Annotated in this window: 12 protein-coding genes and 1 pseudogene; 8 read left to right on the plus strand and 5 right to left on the minus strand. The window is 45.5% G+C overall.

Annotated features, from left to right (window positions below; translation table 11 throughout):
- Window position 1: 1 nt before the first annotated feature.
- The 3 genes from H6F73_RS17185 to H6F73_RS17195 form a co-directional block, all read right to left on the minus strand.
- The gene (locus tag H6F73_RS17185) at window positions 2-4,777 is read right to left on the minus strand and encodes an AAA domain-containing protein (protein WP_190759992.1); all 4,776 of its coding nucleotides are present in this window, start codon (window positions 4,775-4,777) and stop codon (window positions 2-4) included.
- A 396-nt stretch (window positions 4,778-5,173) separates the two neighbouring features.
- Window positions 5,174-5,425, minus strand: a complete 252-nt coding sequence (locus H6F73_RS17190; protein WP_242072517.1) for a hypothetical protein — start codon at window positions 5,423-5,425, stop codon at window positions 5,174-5,176.
- A gap of 27 nt (window positions 5,426-5,452) precedes the next feature.
- Window positions 5,453-6,094: an RNA ligase family protein gene (locus H6F73_RS17195; protein ID WP_190759993.1), complete on the minus strand. Its 642-nt coding sequence runs from the start codon at window positions 6,092-6,094 to the stop codon at window positions 5,453-5,455.
- 215 nt (window positions 6,095-6,309) lie between these two features.
- Between H6F73_RS17195 and H6F73_RS17200 the strand changes: the two are divergent.
- The 3 genes and pseudogenes from H6F73_RS17200 (at window position 6,310) to H6F73_RS17210 (ending at window position 8,929) form a co-directional block, all read left to right on the plus strand.
- Window positions 6,310-7,010 (plus strand): annotated as a pseudogene (locus tag H6F73_RS17200) (IS1 family transposase).
- A gap of 75 nt (window positions 7,011-7,085) precedes the next feature.
- Complete coding sequence (locus H6F73_RS17205) at window positions 7,086-8,264, plus strand: sensor histidine kinase (RefSeq protein WP_242072518.1); 1,179 nt, start codon at window positions 7,086-7,088, stop codon at window positions 8,262-8,264.
- The gene (locus H6F73_RS17210) at window positions 8,261-8,929 is read left to right on the plus strand and encodes a response regulator transcription factor (protein ID WP_190759995.1); all 669 of its coding nucleotides are present in this window, start codon (window positions 8,261-8,263) and stop codon (window positions 8,927-8,929) included. The genes H6F73_RS17205 and H6F73_RS17210 overlap by 4 nt, the downstream gene beginning before the upstream one ends.
- 22 nt (window positions 8,930-8,951) lie before the next feature.
- On the opposite strand, the gene H6F73_RS17215 is transcribed toward H6F73_RS17210, so the two are convergent.
- A complete protein-coding gene (locus H6F73_RS17215) occupies window positions 8,952-9,563 on the minus strand; it encodes a hypothetical protein (protein WP_190759996.1) in 612 nt (203 codons plus the stop codon).
- A gap of 141 nt (window positions 9,564-9,704) precedes the next feature.
- A complete protein-coding gene (locus tag H6F73_RS17220; RefSeq protein ID WP_190759997.1) occupies window positions 9,705-10,319 on the minus strand; it encodes a thylakoid membrane photosystem I accumulation factor in 615 nt (204 codons plus the stop codon).
- A 77-nt stretch (window positions 10,320-10,396) separates the two neighbouring features.
- On the opposite strand from H6F73_RS17220, the gene H6F73_RS17225 reads away from it, so the two are divergent.
- The 5 genes from H6F73_RS17225 to H6F73_RS17245 all read left to right on the plus strand — a co-directional run bounded on the left by H6F73_RS17225 (window position 10,397) and on the right by H6F73_RS17245 (window position 15,529).
- Window positions 10,397-11,266, plus strand: a complete 870-nt coding sequence (locus H6F73_RS17225; protein ID WP_190759998.1) for an iron dicitrate transport regulator FecR — start codon at window positions 10,397-10,399, stop codon at window positions 11,264-11,266.
- Between the two features lie 643 nt (window positions 11,267-11,909).
- Window positions 11,910-13,718: an adenylate/guanylate cyclase domain-containing protein gene (locus H6F73_RS17230; RefSeq protein ID WP_199330633.1), complete on the plus strand. Its 1,809-nt coding sequence runs from the start codon at window positions 11,910-11,912 to the stop codon at window positions 13,716-13,718.
- 122 nt (window positions 13,719-13,840) lie between these two features.
- Window positions 13,841-14,119 (plus strand): hypothetical protein, encoded by a 279-nt coding sequence (locus H6F73_RS17235; RefSeq protein ID WP_190759999.1) that lies wholly within the window; start codon window positions 13,841-13,843, stop codon window positions 14,117-14,119.
- 119 nt (window positions 14,120-14,238) lie between these two features.
- A complete protein-coding gene (locus H6F73_RS17240) occupies window positions 14,239-14,793 on the plus strand; it encodes an Npun_F5560 family protein (RefSeq protein WP_190760000.1) in 555 nt (184 codons plus the stop codon).
- 10 nt (window positions 14,794-14,803) lie between these two features.
- A complete protein-coding gene (locus H6F73_RS17245) occupies window positions 14,804-15,529 on the plus strand; it encodes a hypothetical protein (RefSeq protein WP_347239558.1) in 726 nt (241 codons plus the stop codon).
- The last annotated feature ends 84 nt before the right edge of the window (window positions 15,530-15,613 follow it).

Genomic DNA, 15,613 nt, shown 5'->3' on the forward strand with positions numbered 1-15,613 from the left:
ATTAAACCTCTTTGCATTTAACTATTTGCCTGTATGGAATTTTGAGAGCAAGACCGCTGGTAAATCCCTCATTTAACATCTGAAAGATGTTTTTCCATTCCCAAAGAGAGTTATGGCGATCCTCGATATTAATATCTTCTAAATGCCGCTCAAAAAACTTCCAACTTCCTACTAGCACTAATAGCTTCTCCGCACGAGACAGGAGCACATTTAGACGTTTCGCTTCCTTAAGAAAGCCCATTCCGTCAGGAAATTTGTCTTCTGATAATATATGATTGTTCCGAACCAAGCTAATAATAACAATGTCTGCTTCATTACCTTGGAAAGAATCTACTGTATGTACAAGTGGCGGTTGGTTATTCTTCCCTTTTCTAGCACGGAGGTTTTCTTTCCGAACTATTTTAGGAGGTAATTCAAGTTTATCCAACTCCTTCCTTAACAGAGCAACTTGCTGAGCGTATGGAGAAAGTACAGCAACTTTTAACGCTTGATCGGGAGCTTTATCATAGCGAAGTTTGCTCAAAAATTCTTTGACTGCTTCAACTTCAAAGGGATTAGTGTAACGTGGCTTAGCTTTATTCTCTCCCTCTTCTTCATATTCAGGTTCATCACCATACCAAGGGATATCAATCCAAACTACTGCTTTGTCTTTTATATTCCCAGGCTCTATGAAGGGATGGCAAACTCTTAATTCTGGATTTCCTTCGTCATTTGTGACAGGTTGATTGTAAGTATTTTCTTCGTCGTATAACTTATCCTCATTGTAAAAAGTTCTGAAAATTAAGTCGCCAATAGTCGGGTGCATTCGATACTGCATAGATAGCCTGCCCGCCGCTGCTCCTTCTGACTCAGTAGTGGTTATTTTTTGCTGTCCATAAGCTAAATCGCGTAAATTTTCAAACAGGTACTCAAAAGTGGTCAGCCTGTGTTCCGCATATTTGATGAAATCATTTTTAGCTTGAGCTTCTTTGTCTTTCCAATTTCGCAGCCAATCGTTGTCTAGCAAACTTCGATCGCGACGTGGCAGTTTGTCCAGATTGTTAACTACTTGGTCTAAGTTTGTAAGACATTTAAGGTAATCAGTGTAACGATATGGCGGTAGTTGTTTGTGATCTCCCAGAAGCATCCAGCGATGACCAGCCTGAAGTGGTAGCGCAAGCTCAAAGCCATGTGCTTTTCCTGCTTCTTCTACGATTGACCAGTCAAAGGACTGGTTGCTATTTGCCAATTCTTCTAAGTCTCCAGCGGTGGTAGTACAGTAGGCGATGTTAGCTCCACGTTTGACAAGTTCTTGAAACTCAGCAAGTGCAGGTTCTGATGCTGAGGATTGAGCATGGAGCATTTGTTCGAGGATTTCAGACCACTCTTGTTGAATTGCAGAAGGCGAGGAGAATTCGGATAACTGATTAAAGGTTTTTTGGAGCAAATCTCGGCTAACTTGTTCTACAGTGCCTTCAACATTGCCTTCAGCATCGTCTCCTACCCCAAGACGAACAGCAATTGGTTTTTGGGCATTATCCACATCGCGAAAAGCCTCGTTCCATACCTTGTCCCTGAGAACATCTACAGCGGAGTGAGCCTGAGCAGTTACTAGAACCTGTGCGACTGGATCTTCATCGATAATTTCTCGCAGCAAATGAGCTACAAGGGTAGTCTTACCAGTACCGGGAGGCCCTTGAAGGGTGTAGATTGGGCGTACTCGTAGGATATCTTGAATCGCTGCTTTTTTGGATCTGTCTAGGCCAGTAGTGTCTAATCGATCCAGCGGTGGTATCCACTTAGTATCCATTGGCCTTGGAGTTGCGAGTGCCTGTAGTAAATATGAGTGATCCTCTAAGCGGTCAATAGCATCTTTGCGGCGCTGGATCACCTTGATTTGAGCAAAAAGATTCCAACTACGCAAGTAGCCTGATTCTGGTGCTGGGTTTTGGGGTACTCCATCAGAGGTAGCACGTCGCAGTTCTGCATACTTCTGTTCGCGATTAATCCGAACAAATTCCCAGGCTTCGTTCTTTTGCCTTCCTCCATCAATAGTCAGGGAATTGTCGTCAGTTAGTAGGAAGAGTTTGCAATCTTTTCTCCCAGAGTCAAACTCTCGTTGAAGGAATTCCAGCATTCCTCCTCTAATCTGGCAGAATGAAGATACTGGGTGATCGCGTTCTCTTTCTTCAATGTAAATAAGCTCATCTGTACCTTCTATTTTTTTATCCTTGATGCGATAAGCAAAAATTTCTGCATCCCGCATCAGAAGTTCTAATTGATTAGTACATTGTAGAAACTCTCGGAATTTTGCTAGAGGTTCGCGCAGAGCTTTTTTCTCATCAATTTGAGGTAGGAAAGCTTTCCAACTCTGACTTTTAGCGTTTGTCGTTGGATTTTTTTTTGCTTCGCTAATTATTATAACTTCAATAGGAATATCTCTCAATTCTTTAAAATTTTCATCTTCATTACCTCGTAGTTCGCCAGGATCGTAAGCAAAAGCAATATCCCAAGTACCTGGCTGACCAGGTTGTTTTTGAAACTGGTCTATCAAAAGAGTAATTCGTTGTCCAGCCAACACATAAGTAGTTTTTCCACGCATGGGATACAGCTTGGCACTCTCCAGATTTTCTCTAAGAAAATTTTTTAGTCGACTTATATGTGACGAGTTATTAAAATTATAATCTTCATCTGGTTTACTTGGATTGGGAACAAAACCTCCTTGGCGTGCAGTATCGCTAATTTTTTCGTTTTTTGGATTGAATGCCAACTTAAGTGGCTGTTTCTTCCCACCGCCAATGATGCCGATGCCAATGTTCAGCTTATTTATAATTTCGTCGAGTTCTCGAATAATTTCTGTACTAAACCTCAGACGCTCTTCAGGTCGAGAGGTAATCAGTTGTTGAATCAAAGCAACCTCGACAGATGATAAATTACTATAGTTGTCTTCCAGCCTTTGCAAGACTTGATCGTACGGTTCGTTTGGAGAGGACTTATCTTGCTCTTCTGAGTATTTATAAAAACACCGAGCTGCCAGCATACCGAAGGCATACCAGTCAGTATCGAAAGTATAGCCAATCGCCTCCTCATCAGAAAACTCTGGCGGAGTGTTCCAACTTTGAACGGGTGAATTATGTGACGCATTACCTAAACGAACGCTCCATTCAAAGCCGCCAAGCCGCCAAGAGTCTGGCCCTTGGTTCTCAGCAAAGTAGATATTTTCCGCGCAGATATTCCGATGAATAACCTGCTGTCTGTGAAGTAATTCAATTCCCGTAGCTATTTGGCGAAGTCCCTGCCATATTTGTTGGCGAACTTCGGCTTTCTTTATCTGATTAATCTGTAACCAATTGCATTTTTGCCACCGGGGATCTTGCCGATTAGTAAATGCTGTAGCTAAGGTTTCATAACCGTTACAGTCACTGTTAAGCACCATTACAAAGGCTCGGCAATCGCGATCTATGCCAGCATCGTACAGAGTGAGAATAGATTCTTCAGCGCCTGGGGAACTACTCAAACGGTATAAGGTGCGTAGCTGGTTATCCCAAATACGGCGTAAAACCTCATTTGGCTGTTTTTCTGGATAGCGCTGTAGGTTAATCAAGTAGTCAGAACAATCTTCATCTTGACCTAACCAAGATTCGCTACCATCGATAGCATTTAGGTTATGGTTTAGCTGATACCGTCCCTGTAAAAGACTGTTATTTGGCTCATCAGTGTCTTGAACTAGCAATTCATTAGGCTGTGGTGTGTCTCCCTGTGTATCGTTATGGTTCTCTCCACTGGTAACTGGTAAAGCCTCAACAGGCGTGCTGTCTTGAACCACTTCCAAAGAAATAGGTTTAGCTTCACATTCTGTTACTGATACGCTAAACTCATCTGTGCTTTTTTCAATTGTTCCTATTAGTTCGCCTGTATCTTCAGGTGACTTTTGGGATGCGGTCTGAGTTGAAACTTGCTCGGAGTTGCTAGCTTTTTTGATCGCTGTTGGCAGTATTAACTCATCTTCAGTTATTACGTTTTCTTCAGAAGGTACTTGAACACTAACTCCACCAGGAAGTTTTTCTATACTAGAAGTTGCCGCAACTTCGCTTAATTCTCTCATAGAGGGAGTTTTATTACATTCGGCAGTAGTAATTGCAGGGCTTTCTCGCAGTAATTCCTCTGAAATGCACAGATGTCCCATCAATGCTGCCACAGATAGTTCTTCCCCGGATTTGGGAAATGATTCTTTGACGACTTTTTGTAGGTTAGCCAAATCTATGTAGGCCGAAGTCTCCCTGCGTTCAACCAGCTCAAGCAATGCTGCCAATGGATGCTTTCCTAAAGCCAAGGATTCGATATCCTCACGCCAATCTATACATTTAGAATCATTAGCAATGGTATGGCGAAGTTCGCTAGCCTGCTGCTGACATTCCTGTAGAGCGGGAAAATCGACGCGATCGCGTTTAATAATGGCAAGAATGCGGTCTAGAACCTGCAAGGCATTTTTGCGTACTCTCTCATTTTCTGCCTCTTGAAGTTCCTGAAGCAAAATATTAATATCGTTGAGAGCAACTATTTCGTCAAGCGTTTTAGTTAGGAAAATTGGTAGACAGCTAGCCGCATCAAACACTTTATTTCGTAACTCTTGAAACTTAATGCAACAGATTCCCAGGGATTCAATCTGTTTTTTATATTGGAAAATATCGTAATTTTGTATATCTTGATTTCCTTGGGATAGCTGCTCACTGAGTTGAGAAAAATTTTGTGCCAGAACCTCGAATTGCTGACGTAAGTCTACCGCATCTTTTTCCATATCTTTTTATTGTTAATTAAAATTTGAGCAATTCAAATTGCCGGGTAAATACTGTATAACAGTATCCAGTATTAAATTATTACTGTTTCTAAGCAGCCTCCAAGTGTTTGGATTTTTAACGTCCTAACTTCCGAAAAGCGGCTGTCTAGATTATAATTGGTGTAAAACTATTCTATATTCTAGCAGGTAGATATCAGTTGAGTCGGCTCTCTTTGAGTTATGGTGATAACCCTGACTGATTAATGAATCCAAAGCCTTACAGGCTTTAGCATTCGCCATGCCCGACGCTATATGTCCCCAAAATAGATTTTCCCCATAAATCCAAGAAAACCCTTGAGGCTGACCAGGAATAAAGTAAAACTAGAACTCTTTACAAGATTCCAACGCCGCCAGTAGCTACTGTTGGGTGATGTAGAGCGATCGCGCCATCCTACTCTCCAAGCCAAAATAGGTAACAAACCGTTTGAGATTGCCCGCAGCCATCCGGTACAGGTAATCAGCCACCTCAGCCGCCACCCGGACATTCACCTGATCGCTCTGCACCTTCAGCACTGCCATCTCTGCACAAGATAGGTTTTTTGTCAACAGTTCTGGTAAAGGGGGAGCAAAAGAGGAGGTTTCAGCGATCGCACTACTCGATCGATTCATGAAAAAAGTTAGCCTTCAGATTTGATATTACTCCCAGTAATTTTCCCAATCATCCTTAAAAGCTTGCTGCAATCTCTGCATATACGCATCAGTCTTAATCTTCACCATCCACAGATTATTAGAATTGCGGCCTCCCTTGCACACAACACCTTCATCTACACCGTATTTCCCCTTGCGAAGATCATCCATAAACTTGCCCGTCAGTTTGCCGCGATAAATCACTCGCGCAATATTTAATTTACCAAAATCCTGAATAAACCGATCGGGAACAACCATACCGCCCTCAGTTTCCACATCAAAAAGCACCAGTTGTTTGCGATCGTCCTTTTTGTGCTTCCCCGCAAACGAGTTAGCACCAAAAAACTCTGTAAACACAGTAATTTCAGGGCAGTGATACAGTTCGTTCTCTCGAAATATAGACTCTAAGGGACTAGCAAAGTCTCTTTTAAATATTTCCGGTGCTTCTTCTAAACCTGGATGTGCAGCATTAAATTCTGCAATTCCCATCTCATCCAAATCAAATCTACTGCGGCGCGTACCAAAAGCATACCAACCAAGTTCAACTTCCCAAACCCAATGCAAATTAGTGCCATCGTACTTCTCAAAAGCTACACATTGTTCGTTAGGGCAATTTCTACTATCTGGAATTTTGGGATAGGCAAGTAGCATAAGTCGTGCGTTAGCGAAGCCCTCGAAGACGATCGCTCCGCAATAAAAGAAACTATTCTCAGTTTACGCCATAACCGACGAAAGGGTTTGCCATAAAATGATCGCGGTTTTTCCCGTACCGAACTCCTGGAGTATTGCTATATATATGAAGGGCTAAAAAGTTAAGCTTAAAAACTTGGCGTTGCATAATTAGAGTATGAATAGAGGGAATCACCATGCAATGTCCTGAGTGCAAATCAACCCATATCCGTAAAAACGGGAAGAAAAAAGGAAAACAGAACCACATTTGTGTCAAATGTGGCCGTCAATTTATTGATGATTATGAGTGCCACCGAGGTTACAGTGAGACTGTGAAACGGGAATGCCTAAAAATGTACGTCAATGGTATGGGTTTTCGGGCTATAGAGCGAATTAAGGGAGTTCATCACAGCACCCTAATAACTTGGGTAAGACTTGTGGGAAAACTATTACCAGATGCTTATAACCCCGAAGTCATGCCAGAAGTCGGTGAGCTTGATGAATTACAGACTTATGTTAAAAAAAACACAAAATCTGGCTGTGGACAGCCGTTGACCACTTTCGGTCAGGAATTTTAGGATAGGTATTAGGAGATCATAGTTCCGAGACGTTTGAATCGTTGTGGGACAGGGTAAGTGCCTGGAAATGCTATTTTTATGTCACGGATAGATGGCCAGTCTATCCGATGTTTATTCCTGATGAAGCTCACATCATCAGCAAGACTTATATGACACGAGTAGAAGGGGAAAATACGAGGTTGAGACATTATCTGGCAAGACTACACCGCAAGAGTCTTTGTTATTCTAAGTGCGCGGAAATGCTCAGGCACTCTATTAAATTATTAATACATTACCTAAAATTTCAGGATGTTCCCGTTCCGGCAGTATTCATACCTTGATTCAGCAACGCCAGTTATTTTTCCTTCCTTACTATGCACCGTCAATCACCCTTTTTCAAACATTCCTTTCGCCTCATGCTTTATCTGGAATGGATTCTGCTGGGGATCACACTGCTAGGACAGATTCGACCAACCCGGTTTGGAATAAATGAGACGACGCTATCGTTATCAATTCTCACCTTAATTTGCTTTGGTTTAATGGGTTTAAAGCTGCCAACAGAGAAAACTCGTGACAAAGTGCTTTATACAGGGTTGGAATTTGGATTACTGTTTTTAACTTTACTGCTAGATAGCCGAACCGGATTTTTCCCGCTGTTGGGCTTGATTATTGCGATTCGCAGTTGTTTGATTTTTCAGCAGGTTGGGCGCTTAATTGTGGCAGGACTGGTGTTTACTGCCTTCCTCCTAACGTTGTTTATACGAGTGCCGGCAGTGCGTTCGATGAAACATGGCCCAGTGCCAGACTACATTGCTAATACGATTCTTACCCTCAAACTGAATACGGCAGTCTCTTTTGGTCTTACGCTTCTATTTATCTTGCTATTAGTAAATGCTTTGCTTGCCGAACGTCAAAGCCGGGAGAAAATACTGCTAGCAAATGCCCAATTACGCCAGTATGCCTTACGAATAGAAGACCAGGCAACGCTGCAAGAACGCAATCGAATTGCTCGCGAAATTCATGATGCATTGGGACACGCTTTAATTGCCCAAAGTATTCAGTTAGAAAATGCCTTATTATTTTTGCCGGCAGGCGCAGAGAAGACTGCTTCATTTTTGCGGGAAGCAAAACAGTTAGGTTCGACAGCATTGCAAGAGGTGCGACGTTCAGTTTCCACACTTCGTTCTGATGTTTTGCAAGGACAATCCTTAGAAGCGGCACTTCTCAAAGCAGTTAGCGAGTTTCGCCAGACAACCGGCATTGTTCCCCAGTGTCGGATTTACCTACCGCAAGCAATTCCTAACGAAATCAGCACAACACTTTACCGCATCATTCAGGAGTCGCTCACCAACATTTTTAAGCATAGCAATGCCACAGCCATCACAATTCACATTCAGGAGATCGCCGGGGTGATTCATCTCCAAATTGACGATAATGGGCGAGGTTTCAATCCAGAGCAAAATACAACCGGCTTTGGACTTCAGGGAATGCGGGAACGAACGGCGGCTTTAGGCGGACAGTTTTTCTTAGCAAGCCAACCGACAAAAGGCTGCCGAATTACTGTATCAATTCCGTTACCTAAATTAGCCCTATGACAGATGCCAAAATCCGCCTATTGCTGGTTGACGATCAGATGATTATTCGTCAAGGTTTGAAGAGTTTGTTAGAAGCCAAACCCGACTTAGAAGTTGCCGGCGAAGCAGAAAATGGTGAACAGGCGATCGCACAAGTTGAAACGCTGCAACCTGATGTTGTTTTGATGGATGTCCGGATGCCGGTGATGGATGGTGTTGCCGCGACGCAGTTGATTTGCCGGCAATTTAGCAAAACAAAAGTGTTGGTACTCACAACTTTTGATAATGATGATTATGTCTCGCAGGCAATGCGATTAGGTGCTAGAGGCTATCTGCTCAAAGACACGGATTCCGACGACTTGGCAGAGGCAATTCGAGCCGTTCATAAAGGCTACACGCAAATGGGTCCCGGCTTGTTAGAAAAAGCAATCGCCTCTCCATCTCCCTCAATGCCACCGCAACCGACTTGTCTTCCACCGGCATTAGCAGGATTGACGGTGCGAGAGCGCGAGGTGTTATGTTTAATAGTTGCAGGAGCCAGTAATCGCGAAATTGCGGAAGCGCTTTATATTGCAGAGCGAACCGTCAAAAATCATATCACCAGTATTTTGAGTCAGTTGAGTTTGCGAGATCGCACCCAGGCTGCGATCTTTGCCAGTGCTTTCTTGCCGCTATTGCAGCCGTAATTGGGAAAGGCAACTGGCTGATTTAGCAAATAGGCCGGCTACCGGGATTCACCGCATGGATAGACTCACTGCCTGAAACCGGCCATCCGCGCCGGTAAGAAGCTTCCTCTGGCTGTCCCCAGCCTAGCTGCAAAATAATTTCTAAAAAGTTACTGTTTTCCCACTTACACAGACCGGCCCATTCTGTCCGCTGCGCCAGCGTTTCCACATCAGCCGGCTGGATCTGCCGATGATCTTTGCCGGCGTTCACACTTAAATATAAATCCATCCCCTCCGTCACTTCCCGCCAGAAGGTTAAAATTGAATGCTTCGCCGCCTTCAGCACCTCCACATCGCTTGCCAGTGCAATCAATTGGTCGTCTACTTCTGGATAAGATAAAGTCTTGCCCTTAACGGTGAGATAGCGCCAGACAATGCCTGAGACGCGGTGTTCCCGCTGGTAGCGGTGAACAGTGGCTTTAAAGTCTTGATAGGCGGTGAACTTTTGCACCCCATCCGGTTTCAGAAACTTATCGATTAACGGATTGACCCCAGAAGTTTTCGCAGCCAGGTTTAACCGCTGGCCATTGAGACAGGCGCGACGCTCATCAGCCAAGATGTTGATTAGCTCTTGTGTGCTGTAAACCTTGCTCATCTGAACCCTATCAGGTCGCAGTTTCCCATAGTTTAACCTCTACAACAGAAGAGGGGGAGAGAATTAAGAATTGAAAATTTACACAGTTCTCAATTCTCTCGAATCAATCAGTTGCCGGTGGCAATTTCTAAGCTTTCGTGCTTACTTACTCACCTCAGAGCTATACTCGTTAAACGAGCGGCGCTTCATTAGCTCAACGGATTTTGCACGCGGCACCAAATCAAATACCTCCCGGAAAGCATCGTCTACTTTCTCAAATGCCACTTGTCCTTTGGCATCTAAAACGACTTTGCCAGACTGGTCAATTAAAACCGTTTCTGGAACGACCCCGTGGTAGTAATAACCCGGTTCTGTCTTGTCATAGGTAGATTTCACCGGCAACGCATCCACATTTAGGGGAAGAAAATCTGTACTTCGCCCGTAGTAAGATTGAAGTCCCGATACGACCGCCGCAAATTGCTTGCAATCGCTGCTGTCATCTACAAAAAATACCAGCAGTGCCGGCTTGCCTTGCTTCAGGGAATCTGCCAACTTAACCTTCGGCGGCACTAAAGAGCCATTCCCGCCATAAAGGGCGTAGATATTACCATCAAATCGGTCATCATTGATCCCCGCTTGAGCTGCCGGTGTTCCCACCCACAACCCGCTGCCGAGAATAATCAGTAAAGCAAGCAAGCAGCCGGCGAAAGGACGCAGCCATGACCGGCAAGCTGCAACAGTTTTGCAAAAGTCAATGTGTAACAAATGAAAAATCATACCAAAGCAGTAGTGGAACTTCTATTGTCTCCGAGTAGGCTATACATGGGCTTTGCCTTCTCTCATTTTGGCGTGTTATGAAGCGACTTCTCACTCCCACGCAGATCACAGGACTTTCGCTAGTGCTCTGTGGTTGGTTTGTCAGTTTCTCTTCTAGCGTCGCACAACGCCCCCCAATGGCGAATAAAGAAGCTGAACGTTGGGTGCAAATTCGCCGAGTTCAGGGCGAAGTGACTTACCAAGGACAACCGGCTAGAGTCGGGGATAGGCTGGCAGAAGGCGAGAATCTCAGCACCGGCAGCAATTCTAGCGCTACTTTGGTTGTGGATGATGGTATTGGGACAATTACTGTCTCAGAACTGAGCAATCTGCAAATCCAAAATTTAGATATTCTTCCCAACGGTGCGAAAATCACCAGAGTGTTCACCAATCGAGGGCAGTCAGCGGCGCGACTTCGACCTTTTGTTAATCCCGACTCCCGCTTTGATATTGCTTTTAGAGGGAACGATGATGATGAGGAAGGCGGGGTTGCCGGTGCTCGCGGCACAGAATATGGCGTTGCGGTTGGCCCGACTGGGAAAACCGGCATTTCTATCCGTAGCGGTACAGTCGAAGTCGTCGCTCAACAGCAAAGCGTACTCCTTAATGCCGGCACTTCTTCTGTAGTCGTTCCGGGAAAAGCCCCAACACCCCCCAGAACCACCGGGGAGAATGTACAGCTAAAAGTAAAAATTTTGCCAGCCACCCTAAATAAACAAGTCCGAGTTAGTGGTGAAGTTGATCCACTTAACTTGGTGTTTCTCAACAATCAACCCCTCGAAACCGGAACTGACGGCAAATTCGATACGATTGTCCCCCTCTTACCAAATCGGATACTGAGGTTAGAGGTTCGCACGCCATTAGGGCAAGAGCAAGTTTATGAATTAGAAGCCGCTTCAGCACCCTAAGCAGCAACTTCTCAATTTAGAAATTCATTCTTATAAAACTCCTCTACGCCATCTTTCTTAAGATAGATTTTGCCGGCTGAGCAGTTTTTGCTTTGCCGGTCAGTCCTTGCACAAAAGCAAAGGAAAGCTCACCCAGCAGAGGGATGTGAGAGAGCCTGATCGAATGCGTAACTAGACATACGGGTGGTATTTTACTCTAGATTGCCACGCTACTGAATTCAGGGTGCCACTGGGTGCATAATCACTGATTCAACGAGAGTGGATGTTGGGGTTTTAGATTCGTCAGGGGCATCTACCATCCATTAAGACTGCTGAAAGTAAGTATTTAAGCACTCCCACTTTCTAGCATAGAGAAGATCGTGAGCCTCTTGGGTCGAATCTAGGCGAGTAGCACGCAAGTCCTGACACTGCCAAAACCTTTTCCGTTGCAGTATTTGGACAGCTGGGCTGGGTAAGGACTTCGTGCGCTAATGGTGTAATTTCAATGGGCACAAGTGTGATAGCTCAAAACTCTACTAAAGCCAGCAATCGCTCCGATCTCGCCTCTAAACAGATATTTGGCAAGAGGCTAGGCAACCCGCGCCAATCCGCTTCAAGTTTGCTGAGGAGTTGTCTGTTTCAAGGCCAAAAAATCTGGAAAGCTGTGGCTGGTATTCACACGTTCATTCCCGGTGCAGTGGCAGCCGGCCTTTCGATTGGAATGTGGCAATTAGGTGCGTGGCAACCACTGGAACAGTTAGGTTATAACGCAAAGTTCCAAATGCAAGAGTTGGGATTTATGCCCAGTCCCGGCTGGAATGACAAAATTGTGGTAATTGGCATTGATAATGCAAGTTTTGACAAATACGAAAGATTTCCCTTGTCGCGGGATCGCTATGCCCAACTATTGCAAGTGCTGGAACCCTCGAAGCCGGCAGTGATCGGGTTTGACATCTTGTTTGTTGACAAGGGTCAAGGGGATGAGGAATTTGCCAGTGCAATCTCTCAAACCGGCAATGTGGTGCTCTCAATGGCTTGGGATGAGCGAGGACAACCGCTCAAACCTCTACCAGAATTTAGAAAAAATGCAGCCGGCATCGGTCAAATTTGGCACAGTCCCGATCCGGATGGCATCAGCCGGCGCGCAGCACTTTACGCGAAAAATAAGCCGGCGCTGGGTGTGGCAATGCTTCAGGTGTACAACCAGCAGACACCGGCTTCCTTATCGAAAATTAACCTTCCCCAGCCAATAGCCGGTAAAAAGCGCCAAACAGTTTGGTTAAATTGGCCGGGGAAAGCGCAATCTTTAACCACTTATTCGTTTGCAGATGTAGCAGAAGGAAAAGTGCCTTCTCGTGCTTTTACCGGCAAGCTAGTATTAGTGGGTGTCACCGCAACAGCGATTGATTCGATCAGATCCCCTTTCAATCAAAATTCTCCGACATCTGGGGTTTATCTCCACGCCGCTTTAATTGACAATTTGCTCAACTCAAATTTATTAAAACCGCTGGACGAAAAACTGATTTTGCTGTTATTGCTGGCAGTTGGACTGGGAACCTGTTATGTGTGGGAACACAGAGGAGTAGTAGGCCGGCTGACGCTAATTGTTGGGTTGCCACTCGCTTGGCTGCTCATTGCTTGTTGTGCTTTAAGCTGCTTTCAAATTTGGATGCCGGCTGCTGCGCCGGTGGGGACAATGCTACTAGCCGGCTTCGGGGTTCAGTTGCGCGATCACTGGGAGAAACTGCAAGAACGGCGCGAAAAACAATTATTAATGAGTTTATTTGAACAATATGTGGCTCCAGAAATGGCTAGCCTCATTTGGCAGCGCAAAACCGAAATTTTTCACAACGGTCATTTGCTTGCCCAAGAACAGGTGGCAACGGTTTTGTTTATGGATATTCGTGGCTTTACTTCTATTTCGGAAAAAATGCCTCCAGGAGAGCTGTTTACCTGGCTTAATGAATATTTAAACGCGATGACCGAGTGCATTATGGATCGCGGCGGCGTTGTTGATAAATACATTGGGGATGCAATCATGGCCGTGTTTGGGGTGCCTTTCGCCCACACGGAAGAAGAGGACATTCGCCAAGATGCCTTAAATGCAATTGATGCTTGTATGGCAATGCACAAAAAGCTAAAACAGCTCAACCGGCGCTTAAGATTTGAAGGCAAACCCCAAATTAAAATTGGCATTGGTATTCACACCGGCCCTGTGATGGCCGGCAGCATGGGAGGCAGCCGGCGTCTTAATTATTCTGTGGTGGGAGATACGGTGAATGTGGCATCGCGCTTGGAATCGATGAATAAAACCGTGACCTCTGAAAACCCGTATAATTTGTTAATCAGTGGCAAAACTTATGCATATATTCGCAAGCATTACCGGGCACAATCAGTTGGGGCCACTCAACTTCGGGGCCGAGAAAAAGCCACGATGATTTACTCGATTTTAGGTAAAGAAAGAAGCAAGTAAGTTACTGAGCCAAATTAAAGCTCACTCGTGAACAGGCGAAAACAAAATCTGCCGTTAAACCGCTTGCAGAAGTTAAAAGCCCTTGAAAACTATCTGTATTTATCTGTGGACGCAGGCGGAACTTGAATCAGGAGCAAAGCACATTCGGGTTTCACCTGCGGAATCTGGGGTTTATATCAAAAACTCGACTTTTGCGAGAAGTTTCCAGAATTCGCAAAAGCTTCGGGTTTTGTAAATTCTTTGGCGGTGCCTTTCTCTCGCTTGCCAAAGACTACGCATTAATTTTAACGGCTTCTCGATTGCCGGCACGCCATCACAGAACATCTGCTCACCTTGCTGCCAAACCGGCCTTCTTGGAGCCGGTCATGCTAAAGTTTTCTGACAACACCGACTCTAGCTAGATGCCAATTTCAGCCCTAGATGGTAAATTAGCTTAAAAATAAATATTAGTGGGACGTCGGCAACTGCCGGCTCCCAATCCTGCCATAATCATTCATATTCTTTGGAGCTGCAAGCCACCGTGAGCCAAACCGAATCCATACAATCCCTGCAAGCAGAAAACGCCCAGCTACGGGAAGAACTGCAAATGCGCGACCAACTTGTACAACAGTTATCTCAGGAGCTTTTCCGGCTCGTTAAGGGCAAAACAACAGTAGCCCCCCAGCCAGAAGTTTCTGAGCGCAGCAAAGCCCAAATTCAAGCCTTGCGCGAACAGTTGCAAGGTGTGGAGCAACAGGTCACGTTTTACCAAGAGCAAATTGCTGAGCGCGATGCCGAGATTTATCAACTGCGTCAGTCTGTCCAAGAATTAACGGATCGCAGTCGGATGCTAGAGCAAGTGGTGCAAGAACTGCCGAGTGTGTATCGCGAGAAGTTTGCTGAACGCATGGAACCCGTGAAAGAAAAAGTGGCCATGCTGCAAAAAGAAAATCGCCAACTTCACGCAGAGTTGCAAAGCGCGAGTTACCGGCTGGCGGTGAGAAGCAAGCGTACAAATACAGGCCGGCTCGATCTACCCAGCTTCGCACCGGGAAGTAACCCAGGGCTAAATCTGCCTTCATTTGGGAATGCCTGAAGTTCTGATTGTGATCGATGCATCTGCTGAGCCGGCGGGAGAAATTCTGCCGGCAGTTTTTGCGCTTGATCCCATGATTTCTGCGTTTCAGCAAGCCATTGCATTGACTTCTGCCTCGCCACACTCACCGGCACCAACCGTCCGGGTGATTACAGCCGATGCCCTTGACACAATACCGGCATCTGATGTGCTGCTGTGTCCTTTCACCCTAAATTTGCCGGCCACACTTTCTTTTCCAGCTCAGCAAATTTACCGGGTGTGCCGCGATATTGTAAAGTTACGGCAGCGCGTCGAGGGCATGGGATACGCCACGGGTGCCGGTAATTTTTGGTTGCCTGTTGTCCTCACCGGCAAAGGGCCACTTTACGCCGAGGTGATCGGTTTAACTGATGAACTGCCGGCAGCTAAACCCACAACACTCTCCGCCGCTTCCTCTCTCTCCTACTGCCAGCCGGTGCATCTATCCGACGCTTGGCGTCAGCAACTCTACGAACTCGCCTGCAAATTGGTGCGAGCGCTCGACGCCCCACCGGCTACCTATTTAATGCAATTTGGATTTCAAGAAGGCGCGATCTGCTTTGACCGCCTCTGGCCATTTCCCGCAGCGCCGGCACTCGCCAGTCTTGGTGTCCAAGAACCTAACTTGTTTACCTGCCACTGGTACTGCTTGGCCGGCCAGCCTATCTTAGACGTAACTATTTCTGGCTCATCTGCATCTTATCTGCATTTTGAATAAAAACGAATCGCTCTGCCCTCTCTCCCCAACCGTTGATTTCTCGTTTCAGCAGATGAAGCGATGAAATTTACACTATAAAATGGC

Source organism: Microcoleus sp. FACHB-68 (assembly GCF_014695715.1).
Lineage (GTDB): Bacteria > Cyanobacteriota > Cyanobacteriia > Cyanobacteriales > Oscillatoriaceae > FACHB-68.

Coding starts and splice junctions, on each gene's coding strand:
- H6F73_RS17225 (WP_190759998.1), top strand. CDS start 10,397: ATGAAGCGACTTCTCACTCCCACGCAGATCACAGGACTTTCGCTAGTG.
- H6F73_RS17195 (WP_190759993.1), bottom strand. CDS start 6,094: ATGCTACTTGCCTATCCCAAAATTCCAGATAGTAGAAATTGCCCTAAC.
- H6F73_RS17205 (WP_242072518.1), top strand. CDS start 7,086: ATGCTTTATCTGGAATGGATTCTGCTGGGGATCACACTGCTAGGACAG.
- H6F73_RS17190 (WP_242072517.1), bottom strand. CDS start 5,425: ATGAATCGATCGAGTAGTGCGATCGCTGAAACCTCCTCTTTTGCTCCC.
- H6F73_RS17215 (WP_190759996.1), bottom strand. CDS start 9,563: ATGAGCAAGGTTTACAGCACACAAGAGCTAATCAACATCTTGGCTGAT.
- H6F73_RS17185 (WP_190759992.1), bottom strand. CDS start 4,777: ATGGAAAAAGATGCGGTAGACTTACGTCAGCAATTCGAGGTTCTGGCA.
- H6F73_RS17220 (WP_190759997.1), bottom strand. CDS start 10,319: ATGATTTTTCATTTGTTACACATTGACTTTTGCAAAACTGTTGCAGCT.
- H6F73_RS17210 (WP_190759995.1), top strand. CDS start 8,261: ATGACAGATGCCAAAATCCGCCTATTGCTGGTTGACGATCAGATGATT.